22 protein-coding genes are annotated in these 23,958 nt (G+C 57.7%); 6 read left to right on the top strand and 16 right to left on the bottom strand.

Going from position 1 to position 23,958, the window contains the following annotated elements; all coding sequences use genetic code 11:
• Nucleotides 1–26 precede the first annotated feature (26 nt).
• The 6 genes from rsxB to nth are packed head-to-tail and all read left to right on the top strand — an operon-like array spanning nucleotide 27 to nucleotide 5,596.
• Nucleotides 27–605 carry an electron transport complex subunit RsxB gene (gene rsxB / locus FDP08_RS00220; protein WP_137434050.1) on the top strand — a complete coding sequence of 193 codons (579 nt, stop codon included), beginning with the start codon at nucleotides 27–29 and terminating at the stop codon, nucleotides 603–605.
• Nucleotides 605–2,431: an electron transport complex subunit RsxC gene (rsxC, locus tag FDP08_RS00215; RefSeq protein ID WP_137434049.1), complete on the top strand. Its 1,827-nt coding sequence runs from the start codon at nucleotides 605–607 to the stop codon at nucleotides 2,429–2,431. Before rsxB ends, rsxC begins: the two co-directional genes overlap by 1 nt.
• Nucleotides 2,432–2,452: 21 nt before the next feature.
• On the top strand, nucleotides 2,453–3,502 hold the full coding sequence (gene rsxD, locus FDP08_RS00210) for an electron transport complex subunit RsxD (RefSeq protein WP_137434048.1): 1,050 nt from the start codon (nucleotides 2,453–2,455) through the stop codon (nucleotides 3,500–3,502).
• Nucleotides 3,503–3,505: 3 nt separating this feature from the next.
• Nucleotides 3,506–4,207, top strand: a complete 702-nt coding sequence (rsxG, locus tag FDP08_RS00205) for an electron transport complex subunit RsxG (RefSeq protein ID WP_137434047.1) — start codon at nucleotides 3,506–3,508, stop codon at nucleotides 4,205–4,207.
• A gap of 2 nt (nucleotides 4,208–4,209) precedes the next feature.
• On the top strand, nucleotides 4,210–4,926 hold the full coding sequence (locus tag FDP08_RS00200; protein WP_137434046.1) for an electron transport complex subunit E: 717 nt from the start codon (nucleotides 4,210–4,212) through the stop codon (nucleotides 4,924–4,926).
• Between the two features lie 28 nt (nucleotides 4,927–4,954).
• On the top strand, nucleotides 4,955–5,596 hold the full coding sequence (nth, locus tag FDP08_RS00195) for an endonuclease III (protein WP_137434045.1): 642 nt from the start codon (nucleotides 4,955–4,957) through the stop codon (nucleotides 5,594–5,596).
• A 42-nt stretch (nucleotides 5,597–5,638) separates the two neighbouring features.
• On the opposite strand, the gene FDP08_RS00190 is transcribed toward nth, so the two are convergent.
• The 16 genes from FDP08_RS00190 to dnaE form a co-directional block, all read right to left on the bottom strand.
• Nucleotides 5,639–6,214: a chalcone isomerase family protein gene (locus FDP08_RS00190; RefSeq protein WP_137434044.1), complete on the bottom strand. Its 576-nt coding sequence runs from the start codon at nucleotides 6,212–6,214 to the stop codon at nucleotides 5,639–5,641.
• A gap of 192 nt (nucleotides 6,215–6,406) precedes the next feature.
• Entirely contained in the window at nucleotides 6,407–7,408 is a 1,002-nt protein-coding gene (gene rpoS, locus FDP08_RS00185; protein ID WP_137434043.1) for an RNA polymerase sigma factor RpoS, read from the bottom strand.
• Between the two features lie 189 nt (nucleotides 7,409–7,597).
• On the bottom strand, nucleotides 7,598–8,392 hold the full coding sequence (locus FDP08_RS00180; RefSeq protein WP_170978942.1) for a peptidoglycan DD-metalloendopeptidase family protein: 795 nt from the start codon (nucleotides 8,390–8,392) through the stop codon (nucleotides 7,598–7,600).
• Nucleotides 8,393–8,741: 349 nt separating this feature from the next.
• Complete coding sequence (locus FDP08_RS00175) at nucleotides 8,742–9,632, bottom strand: DUF368 domain-containing protein (protein WP_345789438.1); 891 nt, start codon at nucleotides 9,630–9,632, stop codon at nucleotides 8,742–8,744.
• A 74-nt stretch (nucleotides 9,633–9,706) separates the two neighbouring features.
• The gene (locus FDP08_RS00170; RefSeq protein WP_137434041.1) at nucleotides 9,707–10,363 is read right to left on the bottom strand and encodes a protein-L-isoaspartate(D-aspartate) O-methyltransferase; all 657 of its coding nucleotides are present in this window, start codon (nucleotides 10,361–10,363) and stop codon (nucleotides 9,707–9,709) included.
• Nucleotides 10,363–11,127: a 5'/3'-nucleotidase SurE gene (surE, locus tag FDP08_RS00165; RefSeq protein WP_137434040.1), complete on the bottom strand. Its 765-nt coding sequence runs from the start codon at nucleotides 11,125–11,127 to the stop codon at nucleotides 10,363–10,365. The genes FDP08_RS00170 and surE overlap by 1 nt, the downstream gene beginning before the upstream one ends.
• Nucleotides 11,128–11,237: 110 nt before the next feature.
• Nucleotides 11,238–12,326: a tRNA pseudouridine(13) synthase TruD gene (truD, locus tag FDP08_RS00160; protein WP_137434039.1), complete on the bottom strand. Its 1,089-nt coding sequence runs from the start codon at nucleotides 12,324–12,326 to the stop codon at nucleotides 11,238–11,240.
• A complete protein-coding gene (ispF, locus tag FDP08_RS00155) occupies nucleotides 12,323–12,802 on the bottom strand; it encodes a 2-C-methyl-D-erythritol 2,4-cyclodiphosphate synthase (RefSeq protein ID WP_137434038.1) in 480 nt (159 codons plus the stop codon). Before ispF ends, truD begins: the two co-directional genes overlap by 4 nt.
• Nucleotides 12,803–12,806: 4 nt before the next feature.
• On the bottom strand, nucleotides 12,807–13,505 hold the full coding sequence (gene ispD / locus FDP08_RS00150; protein WP_137434037.1) for a 2-C-methyl-D-erythritol 4-phosphate cytidylyltransferase: 699 nt from the start codon (nucleotides 13,503–13,505) through the stop codon (nucleotides 12,807–12,809).
• 38 nt (nucleotides 13,506–13,543) lie between these two features.
• The gene (locus tag FDP08_RS00145; RefSeq protein WP_137434036.1) at nucleotides 13,544–13,816 is read right to left on the bottom strand and encodes a septum formation initiator family protein; all 273 of its coding nucleotides are present in this window, start codon (nucleotides 13,814–13,816) and stop codon (nucleotides 13,544–13,546) included.
• Between the two features lie 187 nt (nucleotides 13,817–14,003).
• Complete coding sequence (gene eno / locus FDP08_RS00140) at nucleotides 14,004–15,299, bottom strand: phosphopyruvate hydratase (protein ID WP_137434035.1); 1,296 nt, start codon at nucleotides 15,297–15,299, stop codon at nucleotides 14,004–14,006.
• Nucleotides 15,300–15,420: 121 nt separating this feature from the next.
• Complete coding sequence (gene kdsA, locus FDP08_RS00135) at nucleotides 15,421–16,266, bottom strand: 3-deoxy-8-phosphooctulonate synthase (RefSeq protein WP_137434034.1); 846 nt, start codon at nucleotides 16,264–16,266, stop codon at nucleotides 15,421–15,423.
• Nucleotides 16,267–16,268: 2 nt separating this feature from the next.
• Nucleotides 16,269–17,897 carry a CTP synthase gene (gene pyrG / locus FDP08_RS00130; RefSeq protein ID WP_137434033.1) on the bottom strand — a complete coding sequence of 543 codons (1,629 nt, stop codon included), beginning with the start codon at nucleotides 17,895–17,897 and terminating at the stop codon, nucleotides 16,269–16,271.
• A gap of 88 nt (nucleotides 17,898–17,985) precedes the next feature.
• Entirely contained in the window at nucleotides 17,986–19,338 is a 1,353-nt protein-coding gene (gene tilS / locus FDP08_RS00125) for a tRNA lysidine(34) synthetase TilS (RefSeq protein WP_137434032.1), read from the bottom strand.
• Nucleotides 19,322–20,275, bottom strand: a complete 954-nt coding sequence (gene accA / locus FDP08_RS00120) for an acetyl-CoA carboxylase carboxyl transferase subunit alpha (RefSeq protein WP_137434031.1) — start codon at nucleotides 20,273–20,275, stop codon at nucleotides 19,322–19,324. The genes tilS and accA overlap by 17 nt, the downstream gene beginning before the upstream one ends.
• A gap of 175 nt (nucleotides 20,276–20,450) precedes the next feature.
• Entirely contained in the window at nucleotides 20,451–23,933 is a 3,483-nt protein-coding gene (gene dnaE, locus FDP08_RS00115) for a DNA polymerase III subunit alpha (protein WP_137434030.1), read from the bottom strand.
• Nucleotides 23,934–23,958 lie beyond the last annotated feature (25 nt).

The raw sequence follows: 23,958 nt of genomic DNA, 5'->3' as shown, positions 1-23,958 counted from the left end.
GCGACAGGACTAGGAGTAATACGACTATGTGGACAGGCGTTCTTGTTGCCATTCTGGTGCTTCTGGCCCTGGCCGTTGTATTCGGCGGCCTGCTCGGCTTTGCAGCTGAACGTTTCCGGGTGGAAGGCAATCCGCTGGCAGACCAGATTGACGCCCTGTTGCCGCAGACACAGTGCGGGCAGTGTGGCTACCCGGGTTGCCGGCCCTATGCCGAATCCATCGCAGAAGGTGGCCCCATTAACAAGTGCCCTCCCGGAGGTGAAGCCACCATCAAGGCCCTGGCGGATCTGCTGGATGTAGAGCCGGAACCGCTGGATGCCGAGCATGGCGTTGAGCAGGTCAAGCGGGTTGCTGTTATTCGTGAAGATGAGTGCATCGGCTGCACCAAATGCATTCAGGCCTGCCCGGTGGATGCCATTCTCGGGGCCGCAAAACACATGCACACCGTCATTGAAAGCGAATGCACCGGCTGCGACCTCTGTGTCGAGCCCTGCCCTGTGGATTGCATCGATATGGTGACGGTTGAACCGGACATCCGCACCTGGACCTGGACTCCGCCAACGTCAGGGCTCATTGCCACCGACCGTCAGGGAGCCAGTGCCTGATGAGTCAGCTTTGGGATTTCTCCGGTGGCATTCATCCTCTGGAACACAAAGACATTTCAACGTCTCGTCCGATACGCCGCTGCGGAATTCCCGAGCGGCTGATCCTGCCGCTCCAGCAACATATCGGGGACCCGGCCGAGGCCATTGTCGAGGTCGGTGAGCGGGTCCTCAAGGGGCAGAAGATCGCCGATGTCAAAACCGGCATGGGCGTACCCGTTCATGCGCCTACATCCGGTATCATCGAGAGCCTTACGGAACATCCCGTTCCCCATCCGTCGGGAATGGCTGACTGGTGCATTACCCTGAAGCCCGATGGCGAAGACCAATGGTGCCCGCGAAATCCGGTGGATGACTTCCACGCCCTCGACCGGGACCAGGTTCTGGAGATGATCCGGGACGCCGGAATTTCCGGCATGGGCGGGGCCGGTTTTCCGACCAACATCAAGCTCCGGCCGCCCCGTGACCGCAAGGTAAACACCCTGATTCTCAACGGTGCTGAATGTGAGCCCTATATCACCGCCGATGACATGACCATGCGGGAAAAAGCCGATGAAGTTGTTGCCGGCCTGAAAGTCATGGCCTGGATTCTTCGCCCGGAACGCTGCGTTATCGGCGTGGAAGACAACAAACCACAAGCCATCGCCGCCCTTCGTAAGGCGACCGAAGGCACACAGACTGAAATCGCCGTTATTCCGACCAAATACCCGTCTGGTGGCGAAAAACAGCTGATTCAGATTCTTACCGGCATGGAAGTACCCAGTGGCGGTATACCGGCGGATATCGGAGTTATGTGCCAGAACATCGGCACTGCCGTTGCCGTAGCACAGGCGGTTTACCAAGACATCCCACTGATCTCCCGGACAGTTACCATCACCGGCGAAGCCGTTCGCGAACCGGGTAATTTTGAGGTTCTGATTGGCACACCGATCGAGTACCTGTTGGAACAGGCTGGTGTGCAACAGGACAAACTCAGCCGTCTGGTCCTCGGTGGGCCGATGATGGGCTACACGCTTTCAACCGAAGCGGTCCCGGTGATTAAAACCACCAACTGCGTGATTGCGGCAACGGCCAGCGAACTGCCAGCGCCGCCGCCTGAGCAACCCTGTATCCGATGCGGCGAGTGTGCCGAAGTCTGCCCCATGGAACTGTTGCCACAGCAGCTGTTCTGGTATTCCAAGTCTACCGAGTTTGAAAAGGCAGAGCACCTGAACCTGTTCGACTGCATCGAGTGTGGTGCCTGTTCCTACGTATGCCCGAGCTCAATCCCCCTTGTTCAATACTATCGCTTTGCCAAGGACGAGATCCGCGTGCAGCGGGCAGAACAGCTGAAATCAGACCGTGCCCGGGAGCGTTTTGAGGCACGTCAGGCACGCCTGGAACGCGAGAAGGAAGAGAAAGAGCTCCGTCGCAAGGAACGGGCAAAGGCTGCGGCTGAAGCCCAGGCAAAGAAACAGGCCGAGGCGGAACAAGCAACGGCTGAGGGTGGCGCGGTTGATGAGCGATCGGCCAAATCCGCCATTGTCGAGCAGGCCCTGGCCCGCAAGAAGGCAAAAGCCGAAGCAAACCAGTCATCCCCGGCGAGTCAGCCGGCCGCAGAGAAGCCGGATACAGAGGCTCTGGAAAAGCAGCTGAGTCAGGCCAGGTCCAAGCTGGAAACCATGCAGAGCATGCTCGATGACGCGAAGGCGCAACAGGCTGACAACGTAGAGAAACTTGAGCGCGCAGTGGCGAAGAACCACGATCGGGTAAAACGGGCCGAAGAGGCTCTGGCTGAGGCCCGAAACACACCGGGCACCCGGCCAACCGAACCCCAGTCCACCCATTAAAAGAAATCAGGCACGACATTCATGGCGTTTGTTCAGCAGTCTTCACCTCATGCCCACAGGGCCCGACCGACATCCCGGGTGATGCTTTGGGTCCTCATAGCGGCATTGCCTGGCCTGTTCGCCCAGACTCTGTTTTTCGGCTGGGGCAACCTGATCAATGTGGTCTTCTGCATCACCGTTGCCATTGTTTCGGAGGCGGCCCTCCTGCGGCTCAGGAAAAAACCGGTGGCCTTTTTTATCCGGGACAACACCGCCGCTGTTACCGGTTTACTGCTGGGTCTGTCATTACCGCAATTTACCCCCTGGTGGGTGTCGGCGGTCGCGGTTATTTCTGCCATCGTCGTCGCCAAGCAACTATACGGCGGACTGGGTTCCAATCCTTTCAACCCGGCCATGGTGGGCTATGCATTGGTCCTCGTTTCTTTCCCCGTGGCCATGACCACCAACTGGGCAGAACCGGCCATGCTCTGGGAAGGCGCCCCGGGCTTCGGCGAAACCCTGGCAACCATTGCCTCGGGCCAGCAAACAGCCATCGACGGCTGGACCATGGCAACGCCCCTGGACGAATACAAACATAAGATTGCCAGACACACGGCGACCGAAGTGCTTGCCCACCCCACCTTTGGTGACGGCATCGCCAAGGGCTGGGAGTGGGTTAACGCAGCCTTTCTTGCCGGCGGCCTGCTGTTGATTGGCCTACGAATCATCACCTGGCACATTCCCGCGGGTTTCCTTGGCGGCCTGGCCCTGATGAGCCTGGCCTTTGGTAGCAATGCCGACCTATACGCGCCCCTGTCACTTCATCTGCTCGCCGGGGGCACCATGCTCGGTGCCTTTTTTATTGCCACTGATCCGGTCTCTGCCGCCACCAGTCACCAGGGCAAACTGATCTATGGCGCCGGGATCGGTATCCTGATCTACCTGATCCGTACCTGGGGCAACTACCCGGATGCCGTAGCCTTCAGCGTTCTGCTAATGAACTTTGCCGTCCCATTCATCGACCACTACACACCACCGCGGACGTACGGCCATCACAAAGCCCGCCGGGGTGTGCCGGGCAGTCAGGGGTAAATCATGGCCGCCATCGCGCAATCAATCCGTCGCAGTGCCATCGGCCTTGGCTTGTTCGCCGTTATAACCGGTGGCACCATTGCCCTGACGCAGGCCATAACCGAGGAACGGATCCAGGAACAGGCCGCCCGTGCAGAGGCGCAGGCCCTGTTCGAGATCATTCCGCAGAGCCGGCACACCAACGATCTGCTAAGGGACACCGTGCAGCTGCCAGCCAGTGAACGCCTGGCTCAGCCCGGCCCCCTCACGGTCTGGGTTGCCCGCAAGGATGATCGCCCCATCGGCATGATCATGCCCATCGTGGCGCCCGACGGCTACTCCGGAAAGATAAACCTGCTGGTTGGTGTGAATATGCAGGGCACGATACTGGGCGTCCGGGTAACGGGTCACAGGGAAACCCCCGGGCTGGGTGACCGTATCGAAACCAAAAAATCGGACTGGATCTATAGCTTCGAAGGCCGGTCTCTGGGCAAGCCCCCCCACCGGGAATGGAACGTCAAGAAAAACGGGGGCGAGTTTGACCAGTTCACCGGCGCCACGATCACTCCGCGGGCCGTGGTCAAGGCTGTTCAGAAGGCCCTGATCTATTTCCGCGAGAATCGCCAGATAATACGAGAACGACTGAATGAAGCGCCCTCTCTGAGGGAAAAGACCCTGAACCCCGAAGCGATTGCCGGCGAATCGTCCAATACGGAGCATTCCTGATCATGGCAACCAAACCTTCCAGCGAAATAATCCGCGACGGACTCTGGACCAACAACCCGGCACTGGTACAGGTGCTCGGGCTCTGCCCTCTGCTGGCCGTTACCAGCACCGTTGTCAATGCCATCGGACTTGGCCTGGCGACCCTGATGGTGCTGATGGGTTCCAATCTTGCGGTGTCACTTATCCGCAACTTCGTCAGTGAATCCGTGCGGCTGCCCGCTTTTGTGATGATCATCGCTTCGTTCGTGACCTGCGCCGAACTGCTGATGCAGGCCTTTACCTACCAGCTTTACCAGATACTGGGCATTTTTATTCCGCTGATCGTGACCAACTGCGCCATCCTGGGCCGGGCCGATGCCTTTGCTTCCAGAAACGCACCAGGCCCTGCCCTGCTGGACGGAACCATGATGGGAATCGGCTTTCTGGCCGTTCTGATCGTGCTCGGCGGCATGCGAGAGCTAATCGGCCAGGGAAGTCTGTTTGTGGACATGAACCTGCTGCTCGGCCCCGCTGCTGCTGACTGGGTCATCCGGCCATTTGAAAACTATCCGGATATGCTTTTTATGGTATTGCCGCCCGGCGCCTTTGTTGGTCTCGGGCTGCTGATTGCCCTGAAAAACGGCATCGACAGCCACCTGGAGGAACGCCGCAAGGCCAGCGAACCCGCCCCGGTAGCCTCCGGAAGCAAGCGGGTCCGGGTTACCGGGCACGTTTCCTGAATTCATGGCCGCAGTTGATTGAGAGCTGATGAACAAACAAAAACGAATTGAAATCTTTACCCGCTTACGGGACGCCAACCCCAACCCGACCACCGAGCTGAACTACTCCAGCCCGTTCGAGTTGCTGATTGCCGTGATATTGTCTGCCCAGGCCACGGATGTAGGCGTGAACAAGGCAACCGCCAAACTTTACCCGGTTGCCAACACTCCGGAGAAGATTCTGGCCCTTGGCGTTGACGGGCTGAAAGACTACATAAAAACCATCGGGCTGTTTAACAGCAAGGCCGAGAACGTCATCAAAACCTGTCGCGCCCTGATTGAAAAACATCGGGGTGAGGTGCCGGATAACCGGGAGGATCTGGAAGCACTGCCCGGTGTCGGGCGCAAAACCGCCAATGTGGTTCTGAACACCGCTTTCGGGCAGCCTGCCATGGCTGTGGACACACACATCTTCAGGGTCTCTAATCGCACAGGCATTGCTCCGGGCAAGAATGTACTGGACGTGGAAAAACGCCTGATGCGGGTGGTGCCGAAAGAATTCCTGCTGGACGCCCACCACTGGCTGATCCTGCACGGACGCTATACCTGTACGGCAAGAAAGCCCAAGTGCGGCGCCTGCGTTATCGAGGATCTTTGCGAGTTCAAACAGAAAAGGGACTACATGGAGTAGTGCCGGCTTCCCCAGCGGGAAAGCCGGCACGTCACCGGGCTATTATCGCTGGCCCAGCATTTTCTCTTTCAGGTCTTCCTGGGCGGGTTCGTCCGACAGCCAGATCCCAAACAGTGCCTTCTTGAACTCCAGGTCACCGATGGTGGCGCGCTCGTCGCCATTCTTCAGCACACGCACACCCTCACCCGGCAAATAGACCAGGTCAAAAACGTCACCATCCTTTATTTCCTCGGAGAATACATCGAGGAAGGTATCGACATCGCCCTGAATGGCTGAAAGATCGCCACCGGTAGAGTTCTCGAACCCCTCCAGGGTGGCCGATTTCATCTTGTCGCTGGTGATCATCCCGGAAATGATATGCAGGGTAATCGCCTGGGGCTCATCCGCATTGATAATGGCCTGGCCATCGTCAATGGTCTCAGGCACGTAAAGACCACCGATGTAGAGGTCCATGAACCACTTGGAGCGGGTGCCCGCACCATTCAGCTTGAGCTCGGTATCCATTGCCGAATAGGTATCCGGCAGGTCCACTCCTTCCACCGTCAGCGCGGTAGCCGGGGCTGACAGGGCTGCAGTCAGCAGCAGTGAGGCAAATCCTGTTGATAGGGCCTTTTTCATCGTCCTTTCCTTATTGATCGTTATTATTGAATGTCTTGGTATTAGTTGCCGGAGTTCGACACCCTTATCCCCCTCCGGCCAGACAAGTTTAACAGGGAGCAAACGGACGCTTACGCCGGCTGGTTCTCATTTGGCAACGCAAAAAAAACCGGCCCGCGGATAGCGGGCCGGTTTTTGATCAGACAGAACCCGTTACTTGAAAAGCATGGTTCCTGACAGGCCTTCTTTTTCCAGGATTTCCCGGAGGCGGCGAAGCGCCTCGACCTGAATCTGCCGCACCCGCTCACGGGTCAGGCCGATCTCCTGGCCAACCTCTTCCAGCGTGCTGATGGGATAACCCCTAAGACCAAAGCGGCGGGAGAGCACTTCCTGCTGCTTGTCGCTGAGCTGGTCAATCCACTTCTCGACGCAGGAACACATGTTGTTGTCCTGCAGCAGATCAGCCGGGTCTGATGCGCCTTCATCCGCAACGGTGTCCAGCAGGGACTTCTCACCACCGCTACCGATGGGTGTATCCATGGAGGCAACGCGCTCATTCAATCCCAGCATCCGCTTCACATCGGAAACCGGCTTGTCCACCATCGCTGCGATTTCTTCCGCAGAAGGCTCATGGTCCAGTTTCTGTGTCAGCTCCCTGGCCGCACGCAGATAGAGATTAAGCTCCTTGACCACATGAATGGGAAGGCGGATGGTGCGGGTCTGGTTCATGATCGCCCGCTCAATGGTCTGGCGAATCCACCAGGTGGCGTAGGTGGAGAAGCGGAAGCCCCGTTCCGGATCAAACTTCTCAACAGCCCGGATCAGGCCCAGATTGCCTTCCTCGATCAGGTCCAGCAGCGTCAGGCCGCGATTGACGTAACGACGAGCGATCTTGACCACCAGACGCAAGTTGCTTTCAATCATCCGCTTTCGGCCGGATTCCTCGCCTTTGCGGGCAAGCCGTGAAAAATAGACTTCTTCTTCCGGAGTAAGAAGTGGAGAAAAACCGATTTCGTTGAGGTATAGCTGAGTGGCATCCAGCTGCTTCTGGCTGGTGAAATAACGACCCTGGGCCGGAATATCGTCTTCTGTTTCCGCCGCTTCTACTTCCGCGGTCTCTTTTTCTTCTACCTTGTCTTCTGCTAACAGTTGATCGTCTGCATCCTCAACGTCGGATACGCGATCGATAATAAGTTCTTCATGCTCTGCTGACATAGCTCTTGCCCCGCCTTTCAATGATCCTGGGTATTCGCTCACGGTTTCTTGTTATTGCGAGCGCCTGCTGTTATTCGTTTTCTTGTTCAGGACATTTATTGCTAGCTCACGGCGATAAAAAAACACCGATTCTCTTATTAGTGTCGATTGTCTCTGATGCCGGCATCAGGTTTTTGTCGCAAGTCCGTCTCATCGGGGTGGGAGGTAGTGCGCGGGGTCCACAGGGTTGCCATTTTTGCGGATTTCAAAATGCAACCTGGGCCGATCCGTGCCGCTGTTTCCCAGTTCAGCGATGACCTGTCCGGCTTTTACATCCTCCCCTTCCTGCACCAGAATCTTCCGGTTGTGTGCATAAGCACTCAAATAGTGCTCATTGTGGTTCACTATAACCAGGTTGCCGTAGCCAAGTAATCCGCTACCGGCATAGACGACATTACCACTTGCCGCCGCCCTTACAGAGTCCCCTTCTTTTCCAGCAATATCAATACCTTTATTGACTTTCCCGGACGTTGAATAACCTGCAATTACGGTGCCAACGTGTGGCCAACGCCAGTCGATACTGGCGACGGTCTGGCTTTGCCCTGTTAACGGCGATGATCTGTCCGGTGCTTTCGAGACCGCCGGTTTCGTTTCCGGTTTCGCTGCCTGCTGGCGAGAAACGCTCGGTGCAGACCGCGTCGGTGAGGAAGACACCGCAGGTTTGCTTCTGCTCCGATTATCTCCAGACGATGTTACATTTCCACGAACATCCAGCCTGAGCACCTGTCCTGCCTTGATGTTAAAAGGGGGATTGATTCCGTTGGCGTCGCCAAGCTCGCGGTAGTCGCGGCCATAGCGCCAGGCAATGCTATAGAGAGTTTCACCCGGTTTGACCACATGCCTGCCCCAGTATACCGGCGGGTTGTAAATGTCGTCCTGGTACAGTGCCTGGGTGTTGCAGCCACTGAGCAGAAAAGGAAACAACACCAAACTGAGCAGCAACACAGGAAGGGTGCGACGGCGGCCCTGCTTTTTCGAACACGGAGAGACAGGGGCACCGGAGGGGAGCCGCGGGAGAACTGCCTTTGCAGTGATAATAAACCCACGCACTGATCTGAAAAGAATAAAAATATGCCCGTTATCAAAAATTCGTATAAAAAAATACGGCACTTTATAAAGTGTTGTAAGTAACCCGCTAATTTATTGCATATTTTGGACAGGAAACCAAGTTACCCACTTGTTGTATTTGTTACCGGTCGACACACCTTCAATGAGCAAAAAGTAACACTTCGTCTCGATAGACCTGTGATCCACCGCACAGATCCGAGCGGAAATCAGCCGCCGGCAGTGATCATCAGACAGTTTCTTTCCTGCCTGCCCATTCCACCAGCAATACCAATAACAGGCCCAGGGACGCACAGATGACAGCCAGCATCAGTTGCGGATCCTGACCAGTCATCTCAGCATAGCCCAACGGGCTGATGCTCGTCTCGTTAAGCGGCACCTGCTCGCCTGCGCTGTTGGTCCGCCAACTCAGCGCTTCCTTCCAGGGCCAGACCTTGTTCAGTGCCCCCACCATAAACCCCGTAAGCAGGGCCAGAACCGGGTCGTGAAACCGCCTGAACGCCCAGGTAATAAGCCTGGCCACAGACAGCAACCCCACAAGGCATCCGCCAACGAAAATCAGTAACGTTCCCAGATCCAGTGCACGTATGGCGTCCAGGACCGGAACGTACATGCCCAGAATGACCAGGATGAAGCTACCCGAAATACCCGGAAGTATCATCGCACAGATCGCCAGGGCGCCGGCTCCGAAAAAGACCATGGCCGAGGGCTCAAGCTGACTGGCCGGCAAGGTGGTCACCCACCAGGCAAATACCGTCCCGGCAAGAAACGGCAGGATAAGCACTGGAACGTAATGGCGAACCTGGCGGCCCACATGCCAGACAGAAGCCACAATCAGGCCAAAGAAAAAACTCCAGATAAGAACGGGATATTCCGTCAGGATAAAACTGATGGCAGAGGCCAGCGTAGCGATACTGACAACAATGCCCATCAGCAGGCTCAACAGGAAAGTGCCGTCACAGGCCAGCCAGAATGCGTTTATCCGGCCGCGAATCAGGTGCCTGAATACCGCCAGGGGGATTGCCCCGATGGCTTCCAGCAGTCGGAAGTAGATGCCTGTGATGAAAGCGATGGTACCCCCGGACACACCGGGCACGATATCCGCAGCCCCCATGGCCATACCTCTGAGAAACACAGCAAAAGGATGGTGGGAGCGGACCGGTTCAGTAGTGTCTTGTGTTTGGGGCTCTGAGGTCACCGAACAACCCCGCCCAGGAGAGGGACAAAACGCACCGGCTCAATGTCTGTGGTTTCAAACCGGTCACCATGGCGGACCATTTCCACCAGCATCTGGGTTCCTTCACCGACCGGAGCGACGATCACACCACCGTCCGCAAGCTGCTCCTTGAGCTCCGGCGGAATTTCCCGGGGAGCGGCGGTAACGATGATCCCGTCAAACGGCCCCTGATCTGGCCAGCCCATGCCCCCGTCGGCATGCTTGAGCATGACATTGCGCAGACCAAGCTGGCGGAGCCGGTCCCGGGCCCTGTCCTGTAGCGGACGGATGCGCTCAACACTGAACACCTGATCCACCAACCGGGCCAGGATTGCGGTCTGGTAACCGGAACCGGTACCCAGCTCCAGCACCTTGCGTGGCTTGTGGCGCATCAGTGCTTCGGTCATCCTCGCAACAATATAGGGCTGGGAAAGGGTCTGGCTATAACCGATAGGCAGTGACGTGTCTTCATAGGCCCGATGGGAAAGGGCCTCATCCAGGAAGATATGGCGCGGGGTATCAGACATCGCCTGCAGCACTTGCTCATCGGAAATGCCGGCCGCTCTCAGCCTTTGTATCAGCCGCATGCGGGTCCTGCGTGATGTCATACCGATACCATCGATTTCAGCGACCATCAGCGCCCCTCCCGTTCCGACAGCAGCCCAACCCACTCCCGCAGGGGTGAAAGCACTTCGTGCCTGGTCATATCCACATGGACCGGGGTAATCGACACATAATTCTCACGGACAGCGTTGAAATCGGTACCCGGCCCGGCATCACTGCCTTTGCCTGCCGCGCCAATCCAGTAACGGGCCTTGCCCCGTGGGCAGATCATGGGAACCGCACCCTCTGCTCGGTCACGATGGCCCAGGCGGGTAACACGAAAACCCGCTATCTCTTCCCAGGGAACATCGGGGACATTCACATTGAGGATACAACGGGGCCCGAGAGTGAGCGGATCTTTGCTTTCCAGTAACACCCGAACAACCCTCGCAGCGGTTTCGTAATGAAAGCGCCCCTCATTGACCAATGACACCGCGATGGCCGGCAAACCGAGATTCCGGCCTTCGGTGGCGGCAGCAACGGTTCCGGAATAGATAATGTCATCCCCGAGATTGGCGTGGGTATTGATGCCCGACACCACCCGATCAAAGGGCTCGTCGAACAGACCATTTACCCCCAGATGAACACAATCCGTAGGAGTGCCATCCACCGAACGGAATCCGTTCGGGTGGTCTTCAACCGTTAATGGGCGGTTCAGCGTTAACGCATTGCTGGCACCGCTGTGGTCGCGATCCGGCGCTACAACTTCAAGATCCCCCAAGCCGACAAGCCCTTCATAAAGGGCCTGCAGTCCGGGTGAATGAACGCCATCATCATTGGACAACAGAATTCGCACAATTTTCTCCGCTAGCTTTGATTACCCGTGTCCACCTCAACAATCCGCAACGTGGTGCCGGGCATTCTATTGTCGGGGTCTTGCGCCCCTTTAATTGTAACCGGGAGGCGTCAGTCCTGCCCTGTATCCCTGGTGGCATCCGTTATCTCGAATACATCACCCAGCAAGGTCGTCGCATATTGCCCGGGCGCGAGCCGGAACTTCAGCAATAGCTGGTCGCTACCCTGCCATTGCCACTCGAACGCTTCCGGTATCATCCGAAGTGGTCGGCGTTCCGGCTTCATGCGCGTTGTTGCAAACACCGCCGCCAACTCCGGATGCTCAGCAACGACCGTCCGCTCGATTTCACCCTGGACTGATACCGCCTCTGTTCCGCCGTCACCCCAGAGGGGGCCGGTCACCATTACGTCTTGATTGTCATTGGTTCCGGGCTCACCTTCCAGAGGTGCCAGCCAGGTGCCATTCTGCACCCGGTACGCAAGCACTTCGTTGAATAACCAGGAGCGTGCCGCCGAAAAGTACAATACGTTTTTACTGTCGTCACTGCCAGAGGTCGACCGCCCCCTGCCACGCTTTTTGACGTTGCGGGAACCACGACGATTCAGCTTTGACGGATCCATGGCCAGCGCCCGGTCCAGGTTAGCCCCGTTATGACCAAATCGCTGGGGCCCGAAGTAATTCGGACAACCCAGATCCCGCAACCGGGTCAGAGCCTCGTCAACGGCCTCCGGGTCTCCCGACACCTCCCGCAGAACCAACTCGAAATAGTTACCCCGGTGGTCGCCCCGGCGCAGCTTTCGAGCCTGGCGGTGGTATTCGAGGACTCGCCAGCTCTCCGCCACTTCCCCGAGGAACGCGGCGTCTTCATCTTCCTGGCCCGGCCGGTAAACACTGAACCATTGACGAGTGACCGCATGGCGGTCCTTGAGCCCGCAAAAACCCACATCGAAATGGCGACAGCCAGAAAGAGTGGCCAGTTGGCGCGCAACGTAATCGGTATTATCACCCCTTTTTTCCAGCCGAATGCAGAGGTGCTCGCCACCGGCCGCCAGGTCATCCGGCAGAGGCAGGTCTTCATCCACGAAAAAATCATCCGGGGTGGACTTGAGCAGGGCACTGGCGACTCGCCCTCCGCCGGAGGTAGGCCAGTCGAGGCGCCAGCCCGACTTCTCCGGGTTTCTGTCAGTGGCGTCGATCATGAGGATACCGCTTCAAGCAGACAAATGGCCTGGCAGGCGATGCCCTCGCCGCGGCCGGTAAAACCCAGTTTCTCCGTGGTGGTTGCCTTGACGCTGACGCGGCTGGCAGGAATGGCAAGATCTTCGGCAATATTCAGACGCATGGCTTGAATATGGGGAGCCATCTTCGGAGCCTGAGCAATGATGGTGGCATCCACATTGCCAATCACAAAACCTTCGTCTGATACGCGCTCCAGAACCCTGCGCAGCAGATCCCGGCTATCGGCGCCGGCCCACTCATCACTGGTGTCCGGGAACAGGTGGCCGATATCTCCCAGGGCGGCGGCGCCGAGCAATGCATCAGCGAGGGCATGCAGCAGCACATCCCCGTCAGAGTGGGCCCTCAGGCCCTGACTGAACGGAATACGGACGCCGCCGAGAGTGACATGGTCACCCTCGCAAAACGCATGGACATCGAATCCTTGCCCGATTCGCATAGTGTTACTTCCTTTCCAAGATAAAACCGGCGAGGGCCAGATCGGCAGGTACAGTAACCTTTATGTTATCCGGTCGTCCCTCCACGATACAGGGTATCTGGCCCGCAAACTCGATCGCGGAGGACTCATCGGTTACCGGATACCCGGAATTGATGGCGCTCTCAAGTGCCTGCTTCAGTGCCAGGAAACGAAACATCTGGGGAGTCAGGGCACGCCAGAGATCACGACGGTCTACCGTCGCTTCTACCTCGTGGCTCCCGGGTCCGGTACGCTTGAGGGTATCCGCCACTGGCGTTGCCAGCAAGCCTCCCACCGGATGATTCTTCAGTTCGGTTAACAAATGCGCAAGATCGTCAGCATGAAGACAGGGACGCGCCGCGTCGTGGACCAGAACCCAGTCATCGTCATTCGCACGATCAGACAACGCATCGAGGGCCGCCAACACTGACTCTGCACGCTCCGCACCACCGATACAGGTAGTGATACGGCGGTCCTTGCTGGCCTCCGTTTCCGGCCACCATTGGTCATTGGGCCCTGTAGCTACCACGCACCCGGCAAAAGCGGCGTTATCCAGTAAACAGGAAAGTGTGATATCGAGAATAAAACGCTGGCCCAGCCGAAGGTACTGTTTGGGGCAGTCAGCCTTCATTCGCTGGCCGGAGCCTGCGGCGGGAACGATCAGCCAGTAGCGGGGTTTACTCATGAACGTGGTCGACTTTGAAAGGTCTGGCTTGTGGCTGCTTACTGCTCAACCACCAGGAAGAAGGTTTCATCGTTACGGATCAGTCCCAGGTTCATGCGCGCCCGCTCTTCTACCGCACCCTTCTCGCCACGGAGATTGCGAACCTCGGCATACAGACGTTCGTTACGAACAGCCAGCTCATCATTTACCTCGCGCTGTTCGGCAATGGCCTTTTCCAGTCCCCATACCTGGGCAAAACTGCCCTCTCCGACCCACAGGCGCACCTGTAGCAGGAGAATGAGAATAATCATGATGGACCAGAGCAACTTCATTGCGAATTCCGTTTACGATGCAACAACCGGACAGTCAGTATAGACCTTAGTGTAGTTTAGCAACAAGTTCTGCTAACCAGTTGTGCAAAAAGGCCATCGTGCTTCTCAATTTCGGAGCTACGATGGCCTTTTCCGGTCGGTTACCCGCCAGAGTCATGCCCGACGAGTAATTCTGGTGACCGGGCGATCAGCCCTGGCCCTTGATCTCGCTCAGGCCACGATAAGGCGCGCTGCCATCCAGTGCTTCCTCGATACGAAGCAGCTGGTTGTACTTGGCCACCCGGTCAGAGCGGCACAGGGAACCAGTCTTGATCTGCCCGGCACAGGTAGCAACCGCCAGGTCGGCAATAGTGGTGTCCTCGGTCTCACCGGAACGGTGAGAGATCACCGCCGTGTAGCCCGCGTCCTGGGCCATCCTGATGGCGTCCAGGGTTTCACTCAGGCTGCCGATCTGATTGAACTTGATCAGGATTGAGTTGGCAATGCTCTTGTCGATCCCCTGCTTGAGGATTTTGGTATTGGTAACGAACAGGTCATCACCCACGAGTTGAACCTTGCTACCCAGCTTCTCGGTAAGCACTTTCCAACCGTCCCAGTCACTCTCGTCCATACCATCTTCAATGGACACAATCGGATAGCGCTCACACAGCCCCGCCAGGTAGTCGGCAAAACCAGCGGAATCGAAGGACTTGCCCTCACCGGACAGCTGGTACTGGCCATCCTTGTAGAACTCGGAAGACGCACAGTCCAGAGCCAGGGTCACATCAGTACCCAGCTTGTAGCCGGCCTTCTCCACCGCTTCCTGGATAACCGCAAGTGCCGCTTCATTGGACGGCAGGTTGGGCGCAAAGCCACCCTCATCACCCACTGCGGTGTTCAGACCCTGAGCCTTCAGCACTTTCTTCAGGCTGTGGAAAATCTCTGCGCCTACACGTAGAGCCTCGGCAAAGCTCTTGGCCGCCACCGGCTGAACCATGAACTCCTGGATATCAACGTTGTTGTCGGCATGCTCGCCGCCGTTCAGGATGTTCATCATCGGTACCGGCATGCTGTATTTGCCGGAAGTGCCGTTCAGGTCTGCAATGTGCGCATACAGCGGCTTGCCCAGTGACGCGGCGGCGGCCTTGGCGGCTGCCAATGAGACCGCCAGAATCGCGTTGGCGCCCAGGTTGGCTTTGTTCTCGGTGCCATCCAGCTCCAGCATGATGTTATCAAGGGTACGTTGGTCTGCGGCGTCTTTGCCAATTAGCGCCTCACGAATTTTGGTGTTCACCGCTTCGATTGCTTTTAGAACACCCTTGCCCAAGTAACGGCTGGCATCCTTGTCCCGAAGCTCAAGAGCCTCACGGGAACCGGTGGAAGCGCCAGAGGGTGCGCAGGCACTGCCAATGGTTCCATCCTCAAGGATAACGTCCGCTTCAACCGTAGGATTCCCACGGGAATCCAGTACCTCACGGCCTTTAATATTAGCAATCTTGGTCATTCGTCCAAATCTCCGTATTTTCAATAATGTCTAGAAGGTTATGGCTTATAGTTTGATCAAGAGCAGGCGGGGGCTCGCCTGCTCGCTCCCCCCAAGCAAAACAAAAACAAACACCGCCCAATCAGGCGGTGTCGATAGGTTTAAAGCTTTTTACAAGATCATCCACAGCTTTGACTCGCTGAAGAAAGGCCTCCAGCTGACTCAGCCGCAATGCACAGGGGCCGTCGCACTTGGCTTTATCCGGATCGGGATGGGCCTCCAGAAATAAACCTGCCAGACCCTGGGACATACCCGCCAGGGCAAGGTCGGTTACCTGTGCGCGGCGACCGCCAGCGGAATCAGCGCGCCCGCCAGGCATCTGCAACGAATGCGTCACATCAAACATGACCGGGACATTCATGGACTTCATGATGCCAAAGCCCAACATGTCGACCACAAGGTTGTTATAACCGAAGCTGCTGCCCCGCTCACACAGGATTACCTTGTCGTTCCCCGCCTCTTCGCACTTCTTGATGATGTGCTGCATTTCCTGGGGCGCGAGGAACTGGGCCTTCTTGATATTAATAACGGCGCCGGTCTGGGCCATGGCCACCACCAGATCGGTCTGGCGGCTCAGGAAGGCGGGCAGCTGGATGATGTCACAGACTTCAGCAGCCGGGGCTGCCTGGGCCGGTTCGTGGACATCGGAAATGATGGGGACACCAAATTTGCTCTTGATGTCAGCCAGGGTCTGCAAGCCTTTCTCGAGGCCCGGACCACGGAACGAGTGGACCGAAGAGCGGTTGGCCTTGTCGAAGGAAGCCTTGAATACGTAAGGAATACCGAGCTTGCCTGTGGCCTCGACATAAGCCTCGGCCACTTCCATGGCTATTTCAGGCGATTCCAGCACGTTCATACCACCAAACAGCACGAACGGCTTGTCGTTAGCGATCTGAATTCCCGAGACGTTGACCGTACTCTGCGCCATGATCAGGATTCCTTTTTACGGGCCAGGGCTGCCTCTACAAAACCCTTGAACAGCGGATGGCCGTCCCTGGGAGTGGAGGTGAATTCCGGGTGGAACTGGCAGGCTACAAACCAGGGATGATCGGGTACTTCCACCACTTCCACCAGTTTGCCATCGGTTGAGCGACCGGAAATTCTCAGGCCGGCGCCTTCCAGTTGTGGCAGGAAATGGTTATTCACCTCAAAGCGGTGCCGGTGGCGCTCGCGGATGGTCTTGCGACCGTAACAGTTGGCGATGGTGGAGCCTTCTGTCACCACGCAGTCCTGGGCACCCAGGCGCATGGTGCCGCCGAGGTCAGAGGCTTCGGTGCGCTCTTCCTTTTCTCCGCTGGCATCCAGCCATTCGGTAATCAGGCCTACCACCGGCTCCGGCGTGTGTTCACGGAATTCGGTGCTGTGGGCGTCTTTCAGGCCGGCAACGTTGCGGGCGTATTCGATAACGGCAACCTGCATACCCAGACAGATGCCCAGATAGGGAACCTTGTTTTCCCGGGCGTATTGCACAGTGCGGATCTTGCCCTCCACGCCACGCTCGCCAAAGCCACCGGGAACCAGAATGGCATCGGCACTATGGAGTGCACCGGTGCCATCGCGCTCGATGTCTTCAGAGTCGATGTAGTTCATCCGGACCTTGGTGCGGGTCTTGATGCCGGCATGGAGCAGGGATTCAATCAGGGACTTGTAGGCGTCCAGCAGCTCCATGTATTTGCCGACCATGGCAATAGTGACTTCATGGTCCGGGTTCATCAGGGATTCGACCACCGCGTCCCATTCACCGAGATCGGCCGGGCTGGCGTCAATGCCGAAACGCTCGATCACCAGCTGGTCCAGGCCGAATTCGTGAAGCATGCGCGGAATCGCATAGATGGACTTGGCGTCCTGGAGCGGAATGACCGCCCGCTCTTCCACGTTGGTAAACAGCGCGATCTTGCGGCGGGAACTGGCGTCCACCTCGTGCTCGGAACGACACAGCAGAATATCCGGCTGCAGGCCGATGGACCGCATTTCTTTCACCGAGTGCTGTGTGGGCTTGGTCTTGATCTCACCGGCTGTGGCAATGTACGGAACCAGGGTAAGGTGCATGAACAGTGCGCGCTGGGGCCCGACTTCCACCTTCAACTGACGACAGGCTTCGAGGAAAGGCAGAGATTCGATATCGCCCACGGTACCGCCGATCTCGATCATCGCCACATCGGCACCGGAAGCGCCTTCGACCACACGACGCTTGATCTCGTCAGTAATGTGGGGAATCACCTGAACCGTGCCGCCCAGGTAATCACCGCGGCGTTCCTTACGAATGACTTCCTCGTAAACGCGGCCGGTGGTGAAGTTGTTCCTGCGTGACATCGGCGTGCGGATAAACCGCTCATAGTGCCCCAGGTCCAGATCGGTTTCCGCGCCATCTTCGGTGACAAAAACCTCACCGTGCTGAAACGGGCTCATGGTGCCGGGGTCCACGTTGATGTATGGGTCCAGCTTGAGAATAGTGACCTTCAGGCCGCGTGCCTCAAGTATCGCGGCCAGAGAGGCCGATGCGATACCTTTCCCCAAGGAGGACACGACACCGCCGGTGACGAAAATATAACGCGTCATGCAGATTCCGTGATTTGTCTGGTTCGGTGAAGGAGGGAGATTGTCATCTCAAGATGGGACGCCAGACTACCAGAAAGGCCTCCGCTTCTCAATTACATTCCCGCTCCACAACAATGCGCCAGCCACTTGTTGGAGCCGCCCCACAGTATTTGTCGGAAAGCCACAGGTCGCCGGCTCCGACCACTTCTTCGTGGCCATCCTTCACCTCCAGAAGCAGCGGTAGCCGTGCCCTCTCCCAGGGTGGAATATTTTTTTCCTGCAGCCAGTTCTTGAGGGATTTCGAGGGGCCATCGGGAGCCGGCCTGAGGCGCTCGCCTCCTGCCCTCGTAGATATCCGTATATCCGGCACGGGCATTTCAGGGTTAGCCACTGCCACCAGCCGCAGACGCCACTCTCCCCATACCCGTTCCTGGCCAGGAGCCAGTGTCAGTTTAACCGATGGCAGCGCCATGGATTCACCAACCAGATACAGATTGCCCTGATAGCGGCGCACCACATAGCCATTACCACGCAACTCGGGTTCCCGATCCGCAGGCGCTCTGACCAGATCTTCAATCACCTGAGGCCAATCGGCAATGGATGGCGGAGTGTATCGGTTACGGATGATCCACCAACGAATCAGGTTTTTTTGCTCCACCTCGACAAGTTGCCCCAAAGCGTCGACGCTGATGGCCCCCTGGTCGGTAGCGCACTGCTGGAAACGGATTTCTGCCAGTTTTCCGGCCAGCTCATCACCCTCACGACAGGAACGTGCACTGTGCGCAACACGGTTGACCAGTGACGGCCAGCGGGTCTTTAGAAGTGGCATGATGGATTGACGGAGGAAATTGCGGTCAAAACGCTCATCGGTGTTGCTGGGATCCTCAACCCAGCTGATCCCCTTTGCGACTGCCCAGGCTTCCAGTTCATTGCGGCTGAAACCCAGCAGGGGCCGATACAGCATGCCGTCGCCCAATGACCTTGAACGGGGCATGCCTCCAAGCCCGGCTACGCCGGTGCCTCGCAGCAATCGAAACAGCACCGTCTCGGCCTGATCGTCACCATGATGGGCCATCAACAACAGTTCGCCGGACGTCAGTACCTCTTCGAAGACATTGTAACGGGCAGTCCTTGCCGCTTCCTCAACCCCTCCACTGGCGCCGTCCTCGCGGCCATTGATCACAACCCGGCGGACCTCAAGAGGCACACCCAGTTCGCGGCAAAGTTGCTGGCAGAATTGCTCCGTTCGATCGGCATTGGGTTGCAGTTGATGATTGACGTGGACCGCGGACAACCGACCTGAATCGGTGTGCAGGGTTGCAACAACATGAAGAAGAAGGACCGAGTCCATCCCTCCACTGAGGGCAACTCGTAAACGGGGTGCTGAAGGCAGCTGCCTGACCGGGGCACAGAGAGCCTCCGGCCAGCCTGATCCGGAGCCGGGGTTACCGGCCCGTGTCATATCGGGTCAACCGCTCATAGCGGCGGGACACCAGTTCTTCTGCCGGCAAACGGCTAAGTTCGGCAATGCCCTTGCTCAGGGTCGCGCGAAGGGATTCGGCCATCTTCTCAGGGTTGCGATGGGCCCCACCCAGGGGCTCGGCAATCACATTGTCCGCCAGCCCAAGGTCCCTCAGGCGGTCAGCGGTCACCCCCATGGCCTCTGCAGCCTGGGAGGCAAACTCTGCGCTCTTCCACAAAATGGAGGCACAGCCCTCAGGGGAGATAACCGCATAGGTGGAATACTGGAGCATGTTGAGCTGGTCGCATACACCGATGGCCAGTGCGCCACCTGAACCGCCCTCACCCACTACCGTGGAGATAATCGGCGTTTTCAGGCGTGACATCACTGCCAGATTGAAGGCAATCGCTTCACTCTGGCCGCGCTCTTCGGCACCAATACCGGGATAGGCGCCTGGCGTATCGATAAACGTGAGGATCGGCATGTGGAAGCGTTCGGCCATTTCCATCAACCGCAGGGCCTTGCGATAGCCCTCAGGGCGGGGCATACCGAAATTGCGCTTTACCTTGTCGCGCACTTCCCGGCCCTTCTGGTGGCCGATCACCATCACCGGTTTACCGTCCAGCCGGGCAGTACCGCCAACAATGGCCTGGTCGTCGGCGTACCGACGGTCACCATGCAACTCGTCGAAATCGTCAAAGATCATGTCGACGTAGTCGAGGGTGTAGGGCCTGCGTGGATGGCGCGCCAGTCTTGACACGTCCCAGGGCTGAAGGTTCGAGAAGATGCTTTCCGTCAGGCTTACGCTCTTTTTGCGTAGCCGGCTGATCTCGTCGGTAATGTTGATGTCGGTGTCGTTACCCACCATACGAAGCTCTTCAATCTTGGCTTCAAGGTCGGCAATAGGCTGTTCGAAATCCAGATAGTTAGGGTTCATGATGTTCCATCATTTGCTTGCATGGCGAGAATGTAAGCCGCCAAACCAGAATTTTGGACAAAGATAGCAGCGCCCGGGCCATGGCTAAAGCGTACCTTGGTATGAGTCCGCTTTCTGACAAAAACGTAATGTTTCAGCACGTCGCCACACCGGGGATGAACCTTGCCGGACACTATCAATCATAGACCAGTTCTACGGACTGGTCGCCCACCAGATATTTCAACTCCAGCAAAAGGTCGTCATCTGGCTGAACACGCCAGGATTCACCCAGCTCGATACGGGTGCTGGCGTTGTCGCTGCTGTATTCAATCCATACCGGGCTGCCTTCACAACGGAAGGGCCGCAGAGTGGAGTCCAGCTTGTCCAGCAGGCCGTTCTGCAGCTGGTCGGCGTGAATGGCGAGTTTGAGTCCGCGGCTGAACTGTTGCCGGGCCGTGCCCACGTCCATCACCGAATTCACCCGCATTTTCATCTGGCCAGAGTAATCGTCGTGGCTGACCTGCCCCTCAACCACGATCACCTGGTCTGACTGCAACAGCTCCCGGTTCTCGAAAAACGCCTCGGAGAACAGCGTTGCCTCGATGCGGGCACTGCGGTCGTCCAGGGTGATAAACGCCATGGTAGAGCCGGTACGGGTTTTCATTGAGCGTTGAGCCACCACCAGGCCAGCAACGCGCTGGGGTTGTCGCGCAGGCTTGAGGTCGGCAATGGAGGAACGCACAAACCGTCGAACCTCTTTCTCATATTCATCGAAGGGGTGGCCGGTCAGATAAATGCCGAGGGTATCCTTCTCCCCTTTCAAGCGCTGTTTCTTTGGCCATTCCCGTACATCTGCCACATCAGAGTAGGGGTCGCCATCCTCACCGCCCATGAGCATTTCGCCGAACATATCCGTCATACCTGCGGATTCGTTGCGGGACTGCTGGCCGGCCTGTTGAATGGCCTTATCAATGCTTGCCATCAGCTGTGCACGTCCGGCGCCCAGCTTGTCCATGGCCCCGGAACGAATCAGCGCCTCCATGGCCCGCTTGTTCACTTTCTTCAGGTCCACGCGGCGGCAGAAATCAAATATATCCTGGTAGGGTTCACCATCTGCGCGCCCGGCCTGGATGCTGCCAATCGGGCCCTCGCCCAGGCCCTTGATCGCGCCCAGGCCGTAAATAATGGCGCCATCCTCGTTCACCGTGAAGGTGAACTCGGAACGGCTGACATCAGGCACCAGCAGCTCCAGCCCCATACTGCGGCATTCCTCCACCAGCGTGACCACCTTGTCAGTGTTCTGCATGTCCGCTGTCAGCACCGCTGCCATGAACTCAGCTGGATAATGAGCCTTCAGCCAGAGCGTCTGGTAGGAAACCAGGGCGTAGGCAGCTGAGTGGGATTTGTTGAAGCCGTAACCGGCGAACTTCTCGACGAGGTCGAAGATGTTTTCCGCCAGCGTCTTGTCGATGCCGTTCTTTTCACAGCCGTCCAGGAAGAACTGCTTCTGCTTGGCCATCTCCTCGGGCTTTTTCTTGCCCATGGCCCGACGCAGCATGTCGGCGTTACCGAGCGTGTAGCCGGCCATCACCTGGGCGATCTGCATGACCTGTTCCTGGTACAGGATAACCCCGTAGGTGGGCTCCAGAACCGGCTTCAGGCCATCATACTGATAGTCCGGGTGCGGAAACGACATCGGCTGTCGGCCGTGTTTACGGTCGATAAAGTCATCCACCATGCCCGATTGCAGCGGGCCGGGACGGAACAGCGCCACAAGGGCGATCATGTCTTCCAGGGAATCCGGCTGCAGGCGGCGGATCAGGTCTTTCATGCCACGGGATTCCAGCTGGAATACCGCGGTGGTTTCCGCTTTCTTGAGCATGGTGAAAGACGGAACGTCGTCCAGCGGTATCTCGTTGATGTCCAGTGCCGGCTTGCCCTGTTTCTCCCGGCGAGGATTGATCATCTTCAGGGCCCAGTCGATGATGGTAAGGGTTCGCAGGCCCAGGAAGTCGAACTTCACCAGACCGGCATCTTCCACATCACCCTTGTCGAACTGCGTTACCAGGCTGCCGCCCTCATCATCGCAATACAGTGGCGAGAAGTCGGTAATCTTGGTGGGCGCGATCACCACACCACCGGCGTGTTTCCCGGCATTACGGCAGACACCCTCAAGCTTAAGGGCCATTTCCCAGATTTCCTGGGCTTCCTCGTCGTTTTCCAGGAACTCGACCAGCTGCGGCTCCTGTTCCAGGGCTTTCTCCAGGGTCATGCCCGGCTCGAAAGGAATCATCTTGGACATCTTGTCCGCCAGCCCGTAGGACTTGCCCTGAACCCGAGCCACGTCGCGAACCACCGCCTTGGCGGCCATGGTACCGAAGGTGATGATCTGGGATACCGCTTCACGGCCGTATTTCTCTGCCACATAGGCGATGACCCGGTCACGGCCTTCCATGCAGAAATCCACGTCGAAGTCGGGCATGGATACCCGCTCCGGGTTCAGGAAGCGCTCGAACAGCAGGTCGTATTCCAGTGGGTCCAGATCGGTAATCAACTGGGCGTAGGCCACCAGCGAGCCGGCACCGGAGCCCCGACCCGGGCCCACCGGCACGCCGTTATTCTTGGCCCACTTGATGAAGTCCATAACGATCAGGAAGTAGCCGGGGAAGCCCATCTGGGTGATGATATCGAGCTCGAAATTCAGCCGTGTGTAGTAGGCCTCGCGCTTGGTGTCGTAGTCCGGGTCATCCTTGCTCAGGGTCTTCGCCAGCCGCTCTTCCAGGCCCTCTTCCGACACCTTGCGGAAGTATTCATCCATGGTCATGCCATCAGGGATGGGATAGTTCGGCAGGAAGTACTCACCCATCCGCACCTGTACCGAGCAACGACGGGCAATCTCGACCGTGTTCTCCACCGCCTCGGGAATGTCCGAGAACAGCTCGATCATTTCCTCGGCACTGCGCAGGTATTGCTGATCGCTGAAGCGGCGATCCCGTCTCGGGTCATCGAGGGTGCGGCTTTCGCCGATGCAGACCCTGGCCTCGTGGGCCTCGAAATCTTCGGCGTGGAGGAAGTGAACGTCATTCGTGGCTACTACCGGGCATGAAAGGGCTTCTGCCAGTTCGATATTCAGGTGCAGGCAGTCTTCATCTCCCGGCCGGCCGGTGCGCTGAAGTTCCAGGTAAAACGACCCGGGATAAAGCGTCATCCAGTATTCAGCGCGCTGCCGGGCAAGATCCAGCTTGCCGGCCATCAGTGCCTTGCCGACATCGCCCATCCGCGCCCCCGACAGGGCAATAAGCCCACCGGAGCGGTCTTCCAACCACTTGCGCTGGATGATGGGCTTGCCGAACCGCTGCCCTTCCGTATACCCCAGGGAAACCACTTCGGTGAGATTCAGATAACCGTCGTTATCACGTGCCAGCAGGGTAATACGGAAAGGGTTGTCCGGCTCTTCCGGGTTTTCAATCCAGAGATCCGCACCAATGACGGGTTTTACCCCGGCACCCATGGCAGCCTTATAGAAACGCACCAGGGAACACATGTTGGACTGCTCGGTCAGGCCAACCGCTGGCATGCCCAGCTCTGCAACCCGACTGATCAGCGGTTTCACCCGCACCAGCCCATCTACCATGGAATATTCGGAGTGCACGCGGAGGTGGACAAAGGTCTGTGACATAGCGCCGGGGTAATCCTGCTTGATG

This window comes from Marinobacter panjinensis (assembly GCF_005298175.1).
Taxonomy (GTDB): Bacteria; Pseudomonadota; Gammaproteobacteria; order Pseudomonadales; family Oleiphilaceae; genus Marinobacter; species Marinobacter panjinensis.
The sequence above is the reverse complement of the archived record's forward strand: the minus strand, read 5'-3'. Positions and strand labels throughout refer to the sequence as shown.